Below are 17,150 nucleotides of genomic sequence, written 5' to 3' on the forward strand. Positions count from 1 at the left end.
AAGGAGGGTATAGAAATGGCAGAAGAAAAAATTACTTTATCAAAACAAGATCGTCGATCTGTTGCACTCCGCTCTACTTTCCTTCAGGGTTCATGGAACTATGAACGTATGCAGAACGGTGGATGGTGTTTCGCCATGATTCCGGCGATTAAGAAACTGTACACAAACAAAGAAGATCAGAAGGCAGCTTTAAAGAGACACCTTGAGTTCTTCAATACACATCCATATGTAGCTTCTCCTGTACTTGGTGTAACACTTGCCTTAGAAGAAGAGAAAGCAAACGGTGCGCAGGTAGATGACGCAGCTATCCAGGGTGTGAAAGTAGGTATGATGGGACCTTTAGCCGGTGTTGGTGATCCGGTATTCTGGTTTACTGCTCGTCCGATGCTTGGTGCGTTAGGTGCATCCCTCGCTATGGGTGGAAGTATCTTAGGACCAATCTTATTCTTCGTATTATGGAATGTGATCCGTTGGGCATTCATGTGGTATACACAGGAATTTGGTTACCAGGCTGGTAGCAAGATTTCTGAAGACCTTTCTGGCGGACTTTTACAGAAAGTAACAAAGATTGCATCTATTCTTGGTATGTTCGTACTCGGTTCGCTGATTGAACGCTGGGTAAGTATCAACTTTACTCCAGTTGTATCAAAAGTAACATTAAGTGAGGGTGCTTACATTGACTGGAAGAGCCTTCCAGCAGGAGCAGAAGGTATTAAGACAGCAATTTCCCAGTATGCTTCCGGAATGGCTTTAGAGCCTACAAAGATTACAACATTACAGGATAACTTAGATTCCTTAATCCCAGGTCTTATGCCATTATTACTGACACTGTTATGTATGTGGTTACTTAAGAAGAAAGTTTCTCCTATCGTAATCATCCTTGCATTGTTCATAGTAGGTATCTTAGGACATGTAGTAGGTATTCTGTAATTTAAGTTTAATTAAAGCGGAATAAACAATACAAAGGGGGCTGTGACAAAAATATTTCCGATATTTTTGCACAGCCCTTGCTATGTTATGTATACAAAGGAGGATGCATAATGGCACAATCACTCAATACTAAAGTGGATCTGGTTATGGATGCCACTTCCTTTCACGGAATGAATAATTACGGAAAAATTATGATTGGCGACAGAGGTTTCGAATATTATAACGAAAAAAAGATGAATGACTATATCCAGATTCCATGGGAAGAGGTTGATTATGTCATAGCATCTGTTATGTTTAAGGGCAAATATATTCCTCGCTTCGCCATTCAGACAAAAAAAAGCGGAACCTTTACCTTTGCAGCAAAGAAACCAAAAGAACTTCTTCGTGCGGTAAGAAATTATGTTCCATCTGACCATATGGTTCGCTCCTTAAGCTTTTTTGACGTGTTAAAAAGAGCTTTTAAAAAGTAAATATCAGTGACATCAAGTTAGGGACAAAATACCTTTTGACCTTAACATTTTATGATGGAAGTATTATAATGATTCTGATTGAAACGATTCAGAAAACTTAAAAGTACTTTTTGCTAAAAGGAGAACGAAGATGGCAATTTTAAAATTAAAACCAAGCGGAAAAGATTACATTTGGGGTGGACATAAACTTGTAGATAACTACGGAAAAGAAATGACAGGTGACAGACTCGCAGAAACGTGGGAATTATCCTGTCATCCAGATGGTCCAAGCTTTGTTGCAAATGGCGAAGATGCCGGAAAGACATTAAGACAGTATATTGAGGAACATGGAAAGAAAGTACTTGGAACAAACTGCGAGCGTTTTGAGGACTTTCCAATTTTAACAAAATTCATTGATGCACAGGATAACCTTTCAATCCAGGTACATCCAGATAACGAGTATGCCTTAAAAAATGAAGGGCAATATGGCAAAACTGAAATGTGGTATGTAGTGGATGCAGAAGAAGGTGCTTATCTCTATCATGGATTTAAAAAAGAAATCAGCAAAGACGAATTTGCAAAAAGAATTGAAGAAGACACTCTTCTTGAAGTGTTGAATAAAGTACCGGTCCATAAAGGAGATGTATTCTTTATCGAAGCCGGAACCATTCATGCAATCGGTAAGGGACTTATTATTGCAGAAATTCAGCAGAACTCTAACGTAACGTATCGTGTATATGATTACGGAAGAGTTGGAAAGGACGGAAAGAAGAGAGAACTCCACATCGAGAAAGCTTTGGACGTAACGAATCGTGCACCGGCGAAAAAGGATGGAAGCCATTATCCACATATCGCAGACTGTGATTATTTTACAGTAGATAAGCTTAACCTCGATGGTAAAACCTTTAACAAAATGGAGGGAACTGTTTCGGAAAAATCCTTCTTAAGCATTCTTGTACTTGACGGCGAAGGAGAAATTACCAGTAATGGTGAGTGTGTATCCTATAAAAAGGGAGACAGTATTTTTCTTACCGCCGGAAGCGGAGAATATAGCGTAGAAGGTGTGTGTGATGCACTTTTAACTACAATAAGAGAATAGGGAATTCTGGTTTGCCGCAGGCAAGGTAGACGCTCCTAAGAGAGCTGTTTTTTTGCTGTTGGAAAGAAATCAGAATTTTATGTCGAGAGATTTGAGGATTTTTCAGAGGATTACGATTTTATGAAAGTATAGTATAATAGCAAAAGTATAGTACTCTCATTCGCATTTCCTGATTCTCCATCACTAATTTGTGGGAGTAGAATACACAGAAGCAGAGAAAAAATTGTAAGTTAAGACTTAGAAAGAACAGAAGTCTCGAAGCTCCTAATATGTAAAAATGCGCCTTAGAGCAAGCTCTTAATGCGGACGGGCATTAAGAGTGCAGTGATACGAAGCATTTTTACATATTAGAGGTTTCGGGACTTCGTCTGTTTATTCCCACCTCCTCACTAATTTAAAATAATTTATTGACATAAAGCGTAAAAGTTGCTATACTGTAAATCATATTAAGACTGTAGGAAAATCGTTGAACAAAAATAGTACCTTTTATCCACAGCATACCAGAGAGTCGGGTCAGGTGGAAGCCGATATGTGAGGGAAGAGGGAATGGATTTGGGAGATGCAAGGTGAAAGTAACAGTAGCTGATGCCGCGTCCTCGCGTTACAGGGGTAGGATATCGATGGAAGTTATAAGAGAGCTTTTGTCCGTATCGGATTTAGAGAGAATAACATAGAATTATCTGGAAGAATCTTTGTATATGTTGTCTGGCACATCTTAGGCAGAGCGGATGGCAGGAAATGATTTTTTAAGAATGATTTTAAGTGATTAATTAAGGGTGGCACCGCGGAATATTTCGTCCCTGACGTTTTTTATGAACGTCAGGGATTTTTTTATACTATTTTATCGCCTACAGAAAGAAGGGAGTACATATGAAGCGTATAAGAAGGGCATACAGTAAAACAGTCAGTCTTATTGATGAGACAGCAGTACAGATTTATGGAAGTTTTGTAGGGAAGAGAAGAGGATTTCTTCTTGAGAGTTACGATAAAAATAACGGGCGGTATGTTTTTATAGGCAAGGACCCGGAAGAGGTCATTACAAGTAAAGAAAACGGGCTGCTTATTGCAAGGGCAGATGGCATAACAAAAGAACTTAACGGGAATCCGGTGGATCTTTTAAAAGAGTATTACAGTGATTTTGAAATCCATAAGGATGATGAACAGCTTGCGTTTACAGGCGGTCTTGTCGGTGGTCTTGGCTATGATTTTGTAAGGTATAAGGAGGAGCTGCCGGATAAGAATCCGGATGAGATTGGAATTAGTACGATTTCATTGATGCTTGTTACAGAGTTTTTATCTATTGACCATTTCGCAGAAACAATGACAGCGGTTGTTGTGGAGGATGATACAGAAGCAGGAAGAAAGAAAGCGATGTTCCGCTGTGAAGAAATGGTAAAGGAAGCGTTTGCGAATATCCAGAAAGATGAGAAGTCAGAATTTCAACCAGATGGAAAGATTATAAAGCAGTCAGATACTTTAGAAGAATATAGTGAAAAAGTAAATAAAATCAAACAGTATATTATAGATGGACATGTATTCCAGACGGTACTTTCCCAGAGATGGACGATTGAGACGAAACAGAAAGGTTTTGATCTGTATAAAGAATTAAGAGAGATCAATCCTTCTCCGTATATGTATTATTTTAATTTTGAACAGTTTGAGATTATCGGAAGTTCTCCGGAGATGCTTGTTAAGCAGAAGGATAATAAGGTGTTGACCTGTCCGATTGCGGGAACAAGACCTCGTGGAAAAAATGAGGCAGAAGATCAGCTGCTTGCGGATGGATTGATGAAAGATCCAAAGGAGAAAGCGGAGCATGTGATGCTTGTTGACCTTGCAAGAAATGATATGGGGCGCATCGCAGAGTTTGGAACGGTAAAGGTAAAAGATTTCATGCATATTCAACGATATTCGCATGTAATGCACATTGTTTCGCTGGTAGAGGGAAGAAAAAAAGGGGAGTTCCATCCGCTTGATCTTGTAAATGCTTTTCTTCCGGCAGGAACTTTAAGTGGAGCGCCGAAGGTAAGGGCGATGGAGATTATTGATGAACTCGAATCCGTAAGAAGAGGACTTTACGGTGGAGCGATCGGTTATATTGATTTTAACGGCGATATGGATTTCTGTATTACGATACGAACGATGATTAAAAAAGGGGATAAGGTTTATATTCAGGCAGGAGCAGGTATTGTAGCAGATAGTGATCCGGAAAGTGAATATAACGAATGCTGCAACAAAGTAAGGGCGCTTGCCAAGGTATTAGTTCAGGAGGAAAATTTATGATATTGCTGATTGATAATTATGATTCTTTTACCTACAACTTATATCAGTATATGGGAATCTTTGAAAAAGACATTAAGGTTGTTCGAAATGATAAGGTGACGATAGAAGAAATAGAACAGTTAAATCCGGATAGAATCGTTCTTTCACCGGGACCGAAAAGTCCGAAAGAAGCAGGAATCTGCATAGATGTTGTAAAACATTTTTATCAGAAAAAGCCGATTCTTGGTATCTGTCTGGGACACCAAAGCATCGGAGCAGCATTTGGAGCTGAAATTGTTCATGCAAAGGAACTGATGCATGGAAAACAGTCTTTGATCACACAAGATGGAAGAGGAATTTTTGAAGGAATTCCAAGTCCGGTGCATGTAGCAAGATATCATTCTCTTGCGGTAGATGAAAAGACGCTGCCGGACGTTTTTGAAATATTGGCAAGAACAGAAGATGGAGAAATTATGGCGATGCAGCATAAAGAATATCCGTTAATTGGAATTCAGTTTCATCCGGAATCTATTTATACCGATCATGGCAAAAAGATGATAGAGAATTTTTTGAAATTATGATAAGTACTCATGACAAAAAAGAGGTGACATAAAAACGATGATTTTAGATGTAATTGTAGAAGATAAGAAAAAGAAATTAAAAGAGCATAAAAACCGCATCAGTGAAGAAAAAATGAAAGAGCTTGCACTTGCCTGTGAAAGAAAAAGTATTTCTTTTTATGAAGCGCTGGCAAAGCCGGGATTATCCATCATCGGAGAGTTTAAAAAGGCTTCTCCAAGTATGGGTAAGATTAAGATGACGATGGAGCTTACCGACAGAATTGATGAATATAATGAGTCAGTAGATGCCATTTCCTGTCTGACAGAAGAAGACCATTTTCTTGGAAATACAGAATATTTTAAAGAAATCAGAAAGATTTCGCCACTTCCGATGATACGAAAGGATTTCATCATTGATCCATACCAGATTTATGAGGCAAAAGTAATCGGAGCGGATTGTATCCTTTTGATTGCGGCAATTCTTTCAGATGATCAAATGAAAGAATATGATAAGCTTGCGGCGAAACTTGGTATGGATGTGTTAGTAGAAACACACGATGAAGAAGAAATGGAACGGGCATTAAAAATTCATCCAAAGATTATTGGTGTAAACAACAGGAATTTAAAGGATTTTACGATTTCTCTTGAAAATACAAAAAGACTTCGTCCGATGGTTCCAGAAGGAACGGTATTTGTTTCAGAAAGTGGTGTGACAACAAAGGAACATATCGCATTTTTAAAAGAATGCAAAGTGGATGCCCTGTTGATCGGAGGCGCTTTTATGTTATCGGAACATCCAAAAGAGCTGGCGGCAGATTGGAAGGCTTTATATGACAAAAATTAAAATATGTGGAATGACTTGTGAGGAAGATATTAAAGCAGTGAACAAGTATTTGCCGGATTATATTGGGTTTGTTTTATTTTTTCCGAAAAGTAAACGAAACATTTCGATAAAACAGGCAAAAGAGCTGCTTGCCAAGGCAGATAAACGAATAAAAACAGTAGCAGTCGTTGTTTCACCGACAATAGAACAACTACTGCAGATTGAAGAAGCTGGATTTGATTCTATTCAAATTCATGGAACTATGACCAAAGAAGTCTATGAACAGTGTCAGCTTCCGATTTTAAGAGCATTTAATATTTCCAATGTGGAAAAGTTAGAAGAATATGAAATAAAAGATAAGATCAAAGGGTATGTATTTGACAGCAAGAATCCAGGAAGCGGAGAGACATTTGACTGGAAACTGCTTGATCATATCAGACAAAAACAAAAAACAGAGCTTTTCCTTGCGGGTGGAATCGATGAAACCAATGTAAAACGGGCCATTTCTGAAGTTGACCCGGATGTGATCGATTTAAGTTCCGCAGTAGAAAAAGTAAGCAAAGATGGAGCTTTTTGTGGAAAAGATCCGGAAAAAATAAAAACAATAATAACAATAGTACATGGTCAATAAAAGATAAAGCAGGAATATTGACCGGAAAAAGGTGGCGGGACAAAAGGCTCATGCCGCAATAAAAGAAAGGACTTTATTATGCAGAATAAGAAATATGGTGAATACGGTGGACAATATGTAGCAGAATCGCTGATGAATGTTTTAAAAGAATTGGAGTCAGCATATAATGAGGCGATCAATGACCCTGAATTTATTAAAGAATATCATTATTATTTAAAGGAATATGTAGGCAGAGAAACGCCGCTTTACTTTGCAGAAAAGCTTTCAAAAAAGTATGGTACAAAGATTTATTTAAAGCGTGAAGATTTAAACCATACCGGTGCCCACAAAATTAACAATGTAATTGGACAGATTCTTTTAGCGAAGCGTATGGGTAAGAAAAAAGTAATCGCAGAGACAGGAGCTGGCCAGCATGGTGTGGCAACTGCGACCGGAGCAGCCCTTTTTGATATGGAGTGTACGGTATTCATGGGCGAAGAAGATATGGAACGTCAGGCATTAAATGTGTTCCGTATGGAGATGCTTGGAACAAAAGTGGAATGTGTAAAGAGCGGAAGCCGCACATTAAAAGATGCAACAAATGAAGCAATCCGTACATGGGCAAAAAATGCAGAAGATACTTTTTATATCATTGGTTCAGCCGTAGGTCCGCATCCATATCCTCAGATGGTAAAAGAATTCCAGAGAGTTATCAGTGTGGAAACAAAAAAACAGATTCTTGAAAAAGAAGGAAGACTTCCGGACTGTGTACTTGCCTGTGTAGGTGGCGGCTCAAACTCCATCGGAATGTTTGCAGAATTTATTGATGAAAAAGATGTAGAATTAATCGGTGTTGAAGCAGCAGGCTTTGGAATTGAGACAGGAAAACATGCCAGCGCCTTTGCTTCCGGAAAAGCGGGGGTTCTTCATGGGATGCGTTCTTATCTGCTCCAGGATGATGACGGAAATATTCAGATTGCAAGTTCGATTTCTGCAGGTTTAGATTATCCGGGAGTTGGACCGGAACATGCATATCTCCATGACAGCAAAAGAGCAACCTATGTTTCAATCACAGATGATGAGGCAATGCAGGCACTCAAAGAACTTTGTCGTGAAGAAGGAATCATACCAGCAATCGAGAGCGCACATGCGATCGCTTATGCATTAAAAAAAGCAAAAACAATGAACGAAGACCAGATTATGGTAGTAAATCTTTCAGGGCGGGGAGACAAAGATGTACATACTATTGCAGAGTATTTTAAAGAGAAATAGAAAAGAAGAATAGAAAAGAGAAATAGAGACAAAAAGATTCCAAGAGTACAGTATTCTCACAGGGAGGACAGAAAACATGAATCGTATTGAAAAAAGAATGGAAGAATTACAACAAAAAAATGAAAAAGCATTTGTAACATATATGACAGCCGGTCTGCCGGATATGGAAGGAACGAAAGCATTAATAAAAGCACAGGACGAGGCAGGGATTGATATTATCGAGCTTGGAATACCGTTTTCAGATCCAACAGCAGATGGTCCGGTTATTCAGGATGCATCCTATCGTTCCATCTGTAAAGGAACAAACGTAAAAGGCGTATTTACTGCTGTAGAAGAAGTAAGAAAAGATTGTGAAGTACCTATCGTATTTATGATGTACTATAATACAATTCTTTATTATGGCGTGGAAGCATTTGCTAAGAAATGTGCGGAAACTGGCGTAGATGGTCTCATCATCCCCGATCTTCCAAAAGAAGAACAGTTTGAACTGGCAGAGGCACTTGAACACACAGAAAATGCCCCAATCCTTATTCAGCTTGTCGCACCGGTATCCGCAGACAGAATTCCTATGATTTTAGAAAATGCAAGGGGATATGTATATTGTGTATCTTCCATGGGCGTAACCGGACAGGCGGCACATTTCCATAAAAACGTAAGAAACTATCTGGAAAGTGTAAAAGCGGTATCAAAGATTCCTGTTATGATGGGATTTGGAATCCGCACTGCAGAGGATGTAGCCGGATTAAAAGATACGATTGATGGCTGCATTGTCGGAACACATTTTATTGAACTTATGGAAGAAAACGGTTATAATCTGGATGTGGCAAAAGAATATATCCGTACATTCAAGAAGGAATTAAACGCTTAGAATATTTTTGCAAATGGACAAAGACAAGAAAGTGGCATATAATAAATGCGGCTTTTTTGTTTTTTCATGAATTCTAAATGGATTGTAAAATGATACAAATAAAAGAACATCGAATAAAGAATATCTAGTTAAAAGAAGATCTAGTTAGGAAAGGAGTAAGTTACTGTTTATAACTTTTTATGAGTTTTCAGTAGTAGATGAATTAGGGCAATGAAAAAAGAAGTAAAAACAAATGTAATGCGTATTCTTGAAAAAGAAAAGGTAGATTATGAGGCACATTATTATCCGCATGGGAAAGAAGCAGTGGATGGCGTGACGGTAGCAGAACTTACCGGACAAAATCCTGATTATGTTTTTAAAACGCTTGTAACTGTAAGTAATAAAAAGGAATACTTTGTGTTTGTTATTCCTGTAGCGGAAGAACTTGACTTAAAAAAAGCTGCCAAAGCCGTTGGAGCAAAATCTATCGAAATGATTCATGTAAAAGATATTAATAAAATTACAGGATACATTCGTGGCGGCTGCTCTCCAGTTGGCATGAAAAAACAGTTTGTTACAACATATCATGAAACAGCACAGAACAATCCTGTGATCATGGTAAGTGGAGGAAAGATTGGAACACAGGTAGAATGTAAACCAGATGAACTGTTAAAGATTACGAAAGGACAGTACGCAGATATTTGTAAAGATTGATCTTTCCACAAACAGCTATTTTAGCTGTGGCAAAGCAAAGAAAAAGAAACGGCACCTTTTAGATATGGTCATATAGTATCTAAGAGGATGTCGTTTCTTTTTTCTATTTTAAAAACAGTTTTTAATAATGTCTGGATCAAGTCCATTTTTACAGGTTGCTTTTCCTACTGCAAAGTACAGGACTGCTCCGGCAAGAAGCCCCCATACGACAGCATTAATTCCGGCAACATGTACATTATAATAGCAGAATACATAAGTGGCGGCGGCACCGATTGAACTGCTGACGGCTGCCTGCTTCGTTCCTTTTTTCCAGAATAGTCCGCCGATAAGAGGCCAGAAGAAGCTGCATTCCAGACCGCCTAAGGCAAATAGGTTCAGGAAGAAAATGATATCCGGTGGGTTGATCGTAAGTAAAATAACGATAACGCCGAAGGCGAAAGTAACAAGTGTGCTTAACTTTCCGACATTTTTATTATAGGAAGCCACCTTTACCGGGTCATCTTTTACGACATAGTTACGCCATAAATCTTTCACGATCGCGGCAGAAGCAAGAATCAGAAGCGAGTCGGCTGTAGACATTACAGCTGCCATCGGAGCGGCAAGGAACGTTCCGGCAAGACCGACTGGCATAATCTTTTGAACAATGTATGGGATAAAGTAATCAGAGGTTGGAAGATTATTTGTATCCACTAATGCACCTGCCCATGTACCGGCCATATGCATGCCGACAATGATAAAACTACAGGTGATTGCTCCGATCCACATAGCGGAATGAAGGCTCTTCGTGTTCTTAAAGCCCATCGCTCGGACAGCAGTCTGCGGAAGTCCGAGCGTACCAAAACCGACAAGAACCCAGAAGCTAAGCAGAGTACCAGGAGTATATACAGAGAAAAGATCGTCATACACACCGGGAAGATTCTTCGCAAGTCCTGCATCAATTCCGGCAAGTCCTCCCCCTGCTTTTAATACAAAGAAAATAAACAAAAACGTACCGATGCACATAATAATTCCCTGAATCGTATCTGTGATAGCAACGGCACTGAAGCCGCCAAAAGAAGTATAAATAATAACGACTGCGCCAAAAATCAACAGAGAGACGACATGATCAAGCCCGGTAATAGAAGAAATCAAAGTCGCTCCGCCGGTAAACTGTCCGATCATCTGTGCCATAAAAAATGCGACCATAAGTAAACTGGTAATAATAACTAAAGCATCACTTTTATAACGTGCCTTCAGATAACCGACAACGGTAACGGCACCAGTTCTTCTTGAGACCATTGCCAGCTTATTACCGAGCACACCTAAAACTAAAAATGTAACCGGGACCTGCACTGTAGCAATCCATGCCTGTGCGTATCCATAAGTAAGTCCTGCGGCACCTGGACCGGATATAAAAGAACTGACGGAAGTGTAAGTTGCCATAGTGGTCATAGCTAAAAGAAGACCATTCATATTTCTCCCGCCAATAAAAAACTTTTTCTCAGAGGATACATGCTGTTTACTTCCCTGCCGTTTGCTGAATACAATACCGATAATCGCATTTAAAGCAAGGTAAATAACAAAAATACCAAGAATGACTTTCTGATCTGCAGACATTATTCTTCTCCCTCCTCTTCATCATCATATTCAAAATCAATAAATACATGCTTTAACAAATACCATACCCCAAGTAAAGAGAGTACGATCGTACCTAACGTTGACACACTGAACCATGCTGGCATACCGAGAAAGTAAAGACCACTTCCGTTTAGTAAAAATGCACTTAAAATATGCCATGCACAACAGATGGCAACAACAACTAATGTTCCACGAATTTCGCGGATACACTGTTCGTGTTTCTCCTGTTTCGTTAAATTCTTCATCTTTAAAATCTCCTTAATTAAAGGTCAGAGTCGTAAAAAGATATCTGCCACAAATATTATCGTATAAAAAAGAAAGAAAATCAATAAAATTACGAAGGAATTTCTTTATTGGACGATTGCCTTTAGATATCTATTGAAAAAATACAGAATATGAGATATTATCTCAGTCGAGAAGACTCCCACCTCTTTCAGGTGGCGAGTGACTGCTCGACTTGAATTTACGACAAAGAAAAACTGTTAAGAAAAAGAATAAGAAAAATAAGATAGCTATGAAAAGTATTTACAAGAAAAAGGTACACCTGTTGCTGCTCGCAGTTTTGTGCCTGACCGTTTTATTATTTATACCGCAGAAAGTACAGGCAGCGGCAGTGAAAAAACCTTCGCAGGTAAAGAATCTCACAGTGAAGCTTACTGCAAAAAGAGCGGCAAAGCTTACCTGGAAAAAAGCAGCGCATGCGAAGAAGTATCAGGTATACTGCTCAGTGAATGGCGGCAAGTATAAAAAGATAAAGACAACAAAAGCAGCCTCCGTTACACATAAAAAGCTAAAGACAGGTGCAGTTTATGTTTATAAAGTAAGGGGAATCAATCAGGGCAAAAAAGGCAGTTATTCTTCTGTACAAAGAATCCGTACACTGGCGGACACCAAACCGGGACTTTCGGCTGCGGTAACCGGTACAACAGCAGTTTTGGAATGGAATAAAGTAAAGAATGCGACCGGATATTACTTATATAAGACCGGAGCCAATGGAAAGTGGAATAAGATAACAGCAGTAAAAGAAAGAAGCTATGTTGTAAATGGTCTTGAGTTAGGCGGGGTTTATAGTTATAAAGTTGTGCCGTATTTAAGTGCAAATGGAAAAACATTTAAAGGCAGCAGCTCAGTAAAGAAGATTACAATGCCAGCTTCCGGCTGGTTATTAGACTACGTGCAGCCATATGCGAAACCATTAAGCTATGAAAGCTACAATGCACGTGCTTTTACGATGAGAGGCACTTCCTATACGCATGGGTTTGCAGTAAGAGGAACGCTGCGCAATGATGAAGGAATCTATTTTAACTTAGGAGGAAAATACACTTCTCTTACTTTTAAAACAGGTATAAAAGATGGGAAGTATATTGCTCGAAGAAGACCAGCAAAGGTAACGATCAAGGCAGATGGAAAAACTATAGAAAACGGAACATTTGAAATTAAGGATGACGAAGCGTTCTCCATACATACGATTAATGTAAAAGGATGTAAAGATTTAAGAATTTATATTGTACCAGAGATATCATTAAGCTTCCCGATACAGAATATGGATTTGCAGATGTAAAGCTCAGCAAATAAAATTAACCCCTTGACATTTTCCTCAAAAAGTATATAATAGTGATACTACGGTTCAAAGAACCCTTATGGGGGCTTGTACTGGTTTCGACGGGGATTTTGAACGTGGGGCAGCCATCTGTGGTCCGGGACCACATTAAAACTCGGAACTAAATATAAACGCTGAAGATAATTTAGCATACGCTGCCTAGTTGCAGCTGTCGGCCTTAGTTTCCCCACAGATTAAGAGTCCGGCACCGAATATGTGGGACACTCGTATTCCAAAGCTTTGCGGAGTATGAAGTAATATGAAGCTACTGAAATCCGGAGTTTGTCTTTAGACGCCGGACAGAGGGAATGTTAAAATAGAGACTGTGATGGGAGATACCGTACGGAATAGGTTTTCGGACAGGGGTTCGATTCCCCTCAGGTCCATAAGAGACCCATGAAATATGACTTATTTAAGCCATATTTCATGGGTCTCTTTTTCTTTACTTACATCATTTTGCCTACTGGCATTATATCATATGCATTTTTTTCTGTAAGTTGTTATTCTGTATTGCGATATTCCCCAGATAATTATTCAATGCAACAATATAATAAAGTCGAAGAATAATAGTGTGGATTCATTATGATATTTGCAAAACGTGATAGGATTTTTTGTTTGCAAACTTTTTCTTCTTATTGTAGAATAGAGCGGATACTTCATATGGAAGAAAAGAGAGGACGAAAGAATGAATGCAAAAGTAAAGGGAATCACCTATGCTCTTATTGGAGGAACATGCTGGGGATTGTCCGGTATCGTAGGGAAACTCCTTTTTGATACAAGAGGGTTGAATGCACAATGGCTTGTGACGGCAAGACTTATTATTGGTGGGCTTATTATGTTGTTCATTGCCTTTTTGCAGAAAAAAGAGAAGATTTTTGATGTATGGAAGAATAAGAAGACGGCATGCAGTATGCTGTTATTTGCAGCATTTGGAATGTTAGCGTGTCAGCTTACGTATTTTTTATGTGTGCAGTATTCTAATCCGGCAACAGCGACAGTGCTTCAGTATACTTCGCCGGTCATGATTATGATTTTATGCCTTTTCCTTGATAAAAAGCTGCCGAGAATAATAGATATCCTTGTTCTGATTGCTGTGGTTGCAGGTGTTTTTCTTATGTCAACGCATGGGGACATCCACACTCTTGCGATTTCACAAAAGGCATTGATCCTTGGAATGATAGCGGCAGTTACGATTGTATTTTATACGGTATGGCCGGTAAGTCTTTTAAGAGAGTTTGGATCCCCGTCCGTTATTGGCTGGGGAATGTTTCTTGGTGGAATCATGCTGGCACCATTTTCAAAATTTTGGGTACTATCCGGAAAGTGGGATGGGTATACGGTAATATTAGTTGGAATCGTTATTATTTTTGGAACCGTATGTGCATTTACCTGCTATTTAAAAGGAGTCATGTATTTAGGACCGGTAAAGAGCAGTCTGTTTTCCTGTATGGAGCCGCTTGTCTCAACAATTCTTACAATCACAGTACTGCACCAGACATTTGCTATGGCAGATCTTGTCGGAATTGCAGTCATTATTATCAGCGTGACTTCGTTAGCGGTAAATGATGTGATTGAAGAAGCAAAGACACATAAAAAGAATCAAACAAAACAAACGGAACAAAAAGAATGAAAAAGTCAGAAAAACGTACTAAAGTATATTTGTTAGATAGAACTAAAATAGCAGATCCGGTAAGTTTTTCTTCGTGGAAAGACTTTCTTCCGAAAGGACGATGGGAAAAAACAGTCCGTCCGGTAAGAGAAGAAGACAGGAAAACGGAGCTTGCTGCCTGGCTTTTGTTGTATCATGCCTTAAAAGAATGGGGAATCCCGGAAGAAAGTATTCATGCAGACGGGGCATACTGTTATGGAGAGCATGGCAAACCGGAACGAAAGAAGAAAGAAGTCTGTTTTAATCTTTCACATTCCGGAAAGTATGTTATGTGTGTAGTGTCGGATGTAGAAGTCGGTTGTGATATTGAAAAGATTCAGAAAGTAAGATGGAAGCTGGCAAAGAGATTTTTCTCTGAAGGAGAATATGATATTCTGGAAAAGTTAAAAGAAGAAAGTCCGGGGGCAGAGGAAGAACTTTTTACCCGGTTCTGGGTGTTGAGAGAAAGCTATGTAAAGAAAACGGGCGAGGGGCTTGGAATCTCGCTTGAGGGCTTGGATTTTTCGGGGATATCAGGTTATAAAGGAAAAAAGAATGGGAAAGCTTTAAAAGAAAGATTTTTTGAATGGGAATATGACGGATACCGGATTGCGGTTTGTGAGGAAAAAGACGGTGAACCGGAACTTGTTGTATGCAGCCGGACTATTGACAATTGTTTTCTTTAATAATATAATTTGTAACTATGCAGAGCCATGCAGATTTTCAATAAAAAGGAGAGGGACGATGGCAGTAGAAGGAACAAAGATCAAAGAGATGATGGAAGGAAAGACTCTTGAGAAGGATAATATAAAGAAGATGTACGATATGGTGCAGAATGCATCAGAACCGGAAGAGAAGAAGAAGGTTATGAAACATTCTGTTTTTTTTATTGGACAGCTTCCATTAAAAGAGAATCATATTGTTGATTTAGAACAGACAAGAAGAATTGTAAATGGAAGTGTGCCATTTGCAGAAGTAGACACTTATATGGATTATTTGTTAAAGGGACTTTCTACGCAGAAGCTTCTTTTAGAGAAAGAAGATGGCAGCTATGAAGTGAATACGAAGTATGAGAAGTCAGTGATAAAGGTTCGTAAGATTGCCAGAGCATTTCAGCTTGAGCAGGAGAAAGCATTAGAAGCAGGAATCCCTAAAGCAAAGAAGATGTACCAGATGGGAACAAAGTACTATCATTCCGGACAGTATGGAGAAGCGGCGGCCTGCTTTATGAATGCGGTTGAACTGGCAGAATACCGTATGGCTTACTATAGCCTTGGTTTACTGTACTTTAAAGGACAGGGTGTGGACAGATCTCTTGAGAAAGCGATTTATTATGCCAGAAAAGCGCTTGTAAAAGGTGCGGTGATCGCACAGGAACTTGAGCAGGAGATTTTAGAGGCGATGAACGCTTAAGTGTGTAAGAATATCTATACATTCTTGAAAGTGATCAGGATTGATAATCAAGATTACTTAAGTGAAAAGTAGTTAAAAAGAAGATTAGTTTAAAACTAGAAAGGATATATTTGATTATGAAGAAGTTTGCAGTAATTGCACTTGCAGCTGTTTTATCAATGACGCTGTTGACTGGATGTGGTAACAGTAAGAAGGCAGCGGAAGCGACAACAGAAGTAAAAGAAGAAACGGTGGATTATTCAAAGGGACTGAATGCGGACGGAACGTTAGAAGGGGTAAAAGCATCTGACTATGTAACAGTTTGTGATTATTCCTCTTTAAAGATTGCGAAAAAAGATATAGAAGTATCTGACAGTGATGTGCAGAGCCAGATTGATTCTATTTTATCTAATTATAAGAAGCAGGTTACAGACCGTAAAATAAAAAAAGGTGATGTAGTCAATATTGACTATACAGGAACGATCGATGGCAAAGAGTTTGATGGCGGCTCAGCTACCGGTGCAGATCTTACGATTGGTTCTGGAACCTTCATTGATGGTTTTGAAGATCAGCTAATTGGTAAAAAGCCAGGAGAAACTATACAGGTAAAAGTAACGTTTCCGAAGGATTACACGAATGCAGATGTTGCCGGAAAAGATGCGGTGTTTGAAACAAAGATTAATTATATCGAAGAGGAACAGAAACTGACGGATCAGTTTGTAAAAGAGAACTTAGCAGATTCTTATGGTGTTACGTCAGCAAAAGAAATGAAAAAGAAGATTAAAGATGAGATTTACAAGTCAAACAAGACAGATTATATCTGGAATCATATGATTGAGAAGAGTACGTTCAAAGAAATTCCGGACCAGCTAATTAACGATCGTATCGATGTTCTTGTAGACGGATTAAAGGCAGAGTTAAAGTCATCGAATTATTCTTTAAAAGATTATCTTTCTGCATATGGTATTGAAGATGAAGATGCTTTGAGAGAGCAGTATAAGAGCAGCTGTGAAAGTACAGTAAAAGTATTCTTAGTTGCAGATGCAATTGCAGCAGAGAAGAAGATTGCTGTAACAGACGATGATATCAAAGAATATTTTAATGGGGAAGATACGGCAAAGTATGAGAAGCTATATTCTAAACCGTATTTAAATCGTGTCGTATTAAATGATCTTGTATTAAAAGAAATCGAGAAAACTACCACAGTGAAATAATTAATAAAAATCATATGGCTGCATTGGCAATAGACCGATGCAATCATATGATTTTTTAATTTGTTTCATAAAATCAAGTATATCAATTTCGGCAGGGTATGGCAAGATACGAG

Annotated in this window: 17 protein-coding genes, 1 other RNA gene and 1 other annotated feature; of the genes, 16 read left to right on the forward strand and 2 right to left on the reverse strand. The window is 38.8% G+C overall.

Going from position 1 to position 17,150, the window contains the following annotated elements; all coding sequences use genetic code 11:
• The first annotated feature begins 15 nt into the window (after positions 1–15).
• From FYJ25_RS02195 to ybaK, 10 genes are all read left to right on the forward strand, one after another.
• Complete coding sequence (locus FYJ25_RS02195; protein WP_154580413.1) at positions 16–930, forward strand: PTS system mannose/fructose/sorbose family transporter subunit IID; 915 nt, start codon at positions 16–18, stop codon at positions 928–930.
• A gap of 110 nt (positions 931–1,040) precedes the next feature.
• Positions 1,041–1,400 (forward strand): DUF956 family protein, encoded by a 360-nt coding sequence (locus FYJ25_RS02200; protein WP_005348155.1) that lies wholly within the window; start codon positions 1,041–1,043, stop codon positions 1,398–1,400.
• A 130-nt stretch (positions 1,401–1,530) separates the two neighbouring features.
• Positions 1,531–2,478, forward strand: a complete 948-nt coding sequence (locus FYJ25_RS02205; RefSeq protein ID WP_096239532.1) for a type I phosphomannose isomerase catalytic subunit — start codon at positions 1,531–1,533, stop codon at positions 2,476–2,478.
• Between the two features lie 457 nt (positions 2,479–2,935).
• Positions 2,936–3,283: a binding site (T-box leader), on the forward strand.
• Between the two features lie 65 nt (positions 3,284–3,348).
• Entirely contained in the window at positions 3,349–4,761 is a 1,413-nt protein-coding gene (trpE, locus tag FYJ25_RS02210; protein WP_154580414.1) for an anthranilate synthase component I, read from the forward strand.
• A complete protein-coding gene (locus FYJ25_RS02215; protein ID WP_154580415.1) occupies positions 4,758–5,321 on the forward strand; it encodes an anthranilate synthase component II in 564 nt (187 codons plus the stop codon). Before trpE ends, FYJ25_RS02215 begins: the two co-directional genes overlap by 4 nt.
• A 37-nt stretch (positions 5,322–5,358) precedes the next feature.
• Positions 5,359–6,144, forward strand: a complete 786-nt coding sequence (trpC, locus tag FYJ25_RS02220) for an indole-3-glycerol phosphate synthase TrpC (RefSeq protein WP_154580416.1) — start codon at positions 5,359–5,361, stop codon at positions 6,142–6,144.
• Complete coding sequence (locus FYJ25_RS02225) at positions 6,131–6,754, forward strand: phosphoribosylanthranilate isomerase (RefSeq protein ID WP_154580417.1); 624 nt, start codon at positions 6,131–6,133, stop codon at positions 6,752–6,754. Before trpC ends, FYJ25_RS02225 begins: the two co-directional genes overlap by 14 nt.
• A gap of 78 nt (positions 6,755–6,832) precedes the next feature.
• Positions 6,833–8,005, forward strand: a complete 1,173-nt coding sequence (gene trpB / locus FYJ25_RS02230) for a tryptophan synthase subunit beta (protein WP_096239536.1) — start codon at positions 6,833–6,835, stop codon at positions 8,003–8,005.
• 76 nt (positions 8,006–8,081) lie between these two features.
• Entirely contained in the window at positions 8,082–8,873 is a 792-nt protein-coding gene (gene trpA / locus FYJ25_RS02235; RefSeq protein ID WP_154580418.1) for a tryptophan synthase subunit alpha, read from the forward strand.
• Between the two features lie 210 nt (positions 8,874–9,083).
• Positions 9,084–9,566 (forward strand): Cys-tRNA(Pro) deacylase, encoded by a 483-nt coding sequence (gene ybaK / locus FYJ25_RS02240; RefSeq protein ID WP_021906705.1) that lies wholly within the window; start codon positions 9,084–9,086, stop codon positions 9,564–9,566.
• Between the two features lie 108 nt (positions 9,567–9,674).
• On the opposite strand, the gene panF is transcribed toward ybaK, so the two are convergent.
• Positions 9,675–11,162: a sodium/pantothenate symporter gene (panF, locus tag FYJ25_RS02245; protein ID WP_154580419.1), complete on the reverse strand. Its 1,488-nt coding sequence runs from the start codon at positions 11,160–11,162 to the stop codon at positions 9,675–9,677.
• On the reverse strand, positions 11,162–11,428 hold the full coding sequence (locus FYJ25_RS02250) for a YhdT family protein (RefSeq protein WP_021906703.1): 267 nt from the start codon (positions 11,426–11,428) through the stop codon (positions 11,162–11,164). Before FYJ25_RS02250 ends, panF begins: the two co-directional genes overlap by 1 nt.
• A gap of 269 nt (positions 11,429–11,697) precedes the next feature.
• Here FYJ25_RS02250 and FYJ25_RS02255 point away from each other — a divergent pair, with 269 nt between their 5' ends.
• From FYJ25_RS02255 to tig, 6 genes are all read left to right on the forward strand, one after another.
• Positions 11,698–12,744: a fibronectin type III domain-containing protein gene (locus tag FYJ25_RS02255; RefSeq protein WP_154580420.1), complete on the forward strand. Its 1,047-nt coding sequence runs from the start codon at positions 11,698–11,700 to the stop codon at positions 12,742–12,744.
• A gap of 83 nt (positions 12,745–12,827) precedes the next feature.
• Positions 12,828–13,172: a transfer-messenger RNA gene (gene ssrA / locus FYJ25_RS02260) on the forward strand.
• Positions 13,173–13,468: 296 nt separating this feature from the next.
• Positions 13,469–14,413 (forward strand): DMT family transporter, encoded by a 945-nt coding sequence (locus FYJ25_RS02265; RefSeq protein ID WP_154580421.1) that lies wholly within the window; start codon positions 13,469–13,471, stop codon positions 14,411–14,413.
• Positions 14,410–15,117 (forward strand): 4'-phosphopantetheinyl transferase family protein, encoded by a 708-nt coding sequence (locus FYJ25_RS02270; RefSeq protein ID WP_154580422.1) that lies wholly within the window; start codon positions 14,410–14,412, stop codon positions 15,115–15,117. The genes FYJ25_RS02265 and FYJ25_RS02270 overlap by 4 nt, the downstream gene beginning before the upstream one ends.
• A 58-nt stretch (positions 15,118–15,175) precedes the next feature.
• A complete protein-coding gene (locus FYJ25_RS02275; RefSeq protein ID WP_154580423.1) occupies positions 15,176–15,844 on the forward strand; it encodes an SEL1-like repeat protein in 669 nt (222 codons plus the stop codon).
• Positions 15,845–15,960: 116 nt separating this feature from the next.
• Entirely contained in the window at positions 15,961–17,037 is a 1,077-nt protein-coding gene (tig, locus tag FYJ25_RS02280; protein WP_154580424.1) for a trigger factor, read from the forward strand.
• Positions 17,038–17,150: the final 113 nt, after the last annotated feature.

Origin of the sequence: Anaerobutyricum soehngenii (assembly GCF_009697165.1) — a bacterium.
Taxonomy (GTDB): Bacteria; Bacillota; Clostridia; order Lachnospirales; family Lachnospiraceae; genus Anaerobutyricum; species Anaerobutyricum soehngenii.

Bases quoted from the DNA above. Each gene is read 5' to 3' on its own strand.
- trpB (WP_096239536.1), top strand. From the start codon at position 6,833: ATGCAGAATAAGAAATATGGTGAATACGGTGGACAATATGTAGCAGAA.
- trpE (WP_154580414.1), top strand. From the start codon at position 3,349: ATGAAGCGTATAAGAAGGGCATACAGTAAAACAGTCAGTCTTATTGAT.
- FYJ25_RS02205 (WP_096239532.1), top strand. From the start codon at position 1,531: ATGGCAATTTTAAAATTAAAACCAAGCGGAAAAGATTACATTTGGGGT.
- FYJ25_RS02265 (WP_154580421.1), top strand. From the start codon at position 13,469: ATGAATGCAAAAGTAAAGGGAATCACCTATGCTCTTATTGGAGGAACA.
- ybaK (WP_021906705.1), top strand. From the start codon at position 9,084: ATGAAAAAAGAAGTAAAAACAAATGTAATGCGTATTCTTGAAAAAGAA.
- FYJ25_RS02275 (WP_154580423.1), top strand. From the start codon at position 15,176: ATGGCAGTAGAAGGAACAAAGATCAAAGAGATGATGGAAGGAAAGACT.
- FYJ25_RS02200 (WP_005348155.1), top strand. From the start codon at position 1,041: ATGGCACAATCACTCAATACTAAAGTGGATCTGGTTATGGATGCCACT.
- FYJ25_RS02215 (WP_154580415.1), top strand. From the start codon at position 4,758: ATGATATTGCTGATTGATAATTATGATTCTTTTACCTACAACTTATAT.
- FYJ25_RS02255 (WP_154580420.1), top strand. From the start codon at position 11,698: ATGAAAAGTATTTACAAGAAAAAGGTACACCTGTTGCTGCTCGCAGTT.
- tig (WP_154580424.1), top strand. From the start codon at position 15,961: ATGAAGAAGTTTGCAGTAATTGCACTTGCAGCTGTTTTATCAATGACG.
- FYJ25_RS02225 (WP_154580417.1), top strand. From the start codon at position 6,131: ATGACAAAAATTAAAATATGTGGAATGACTTGTGAGGAAGATATTAAA.
- FYJ25_RS02250 (WP_021906703.1), bottom strand. From the start codon at position 11,428: ATGAAGAATTTAACGAAACAGGAGAAACACGAACAGTGTATCCGCGAA.
- FYJ25_RS02195 (WP_154580413.1), top strand. From the start codon at position 16: ATGGCAGAAGAAAAAATTACTTTATCAAAACAAGATCGTCGATCTGTT.
- trpC (WP_154580416.1), top strand. From the start codon at position 5,359: ATGATTTTAGATGTAATTGTAGAAGATAAGAAAAAGAAATTAAAAGAG.
- FYJ25_RS02270 (WP_154580422.1), top strand. From the start codon at position 14,410: ATGAAAAAGTCAGAAAAACGTACTAAAGTATATTTGTTAGATAGAACT.
- trpA (WP_154580418.1), top strand. From the start codon at position 8,082: ATGAATCGTATTGAAAAAAGAATGGAAGAATTACAACAAAAAAATGAA.
- panF (WP_154580419.1), bottom strand. From the start codon at position 11,162: ATGTCTGCAGATCAGAAAGTCATTCTTGGTATTTTTGTTATTTACCTT.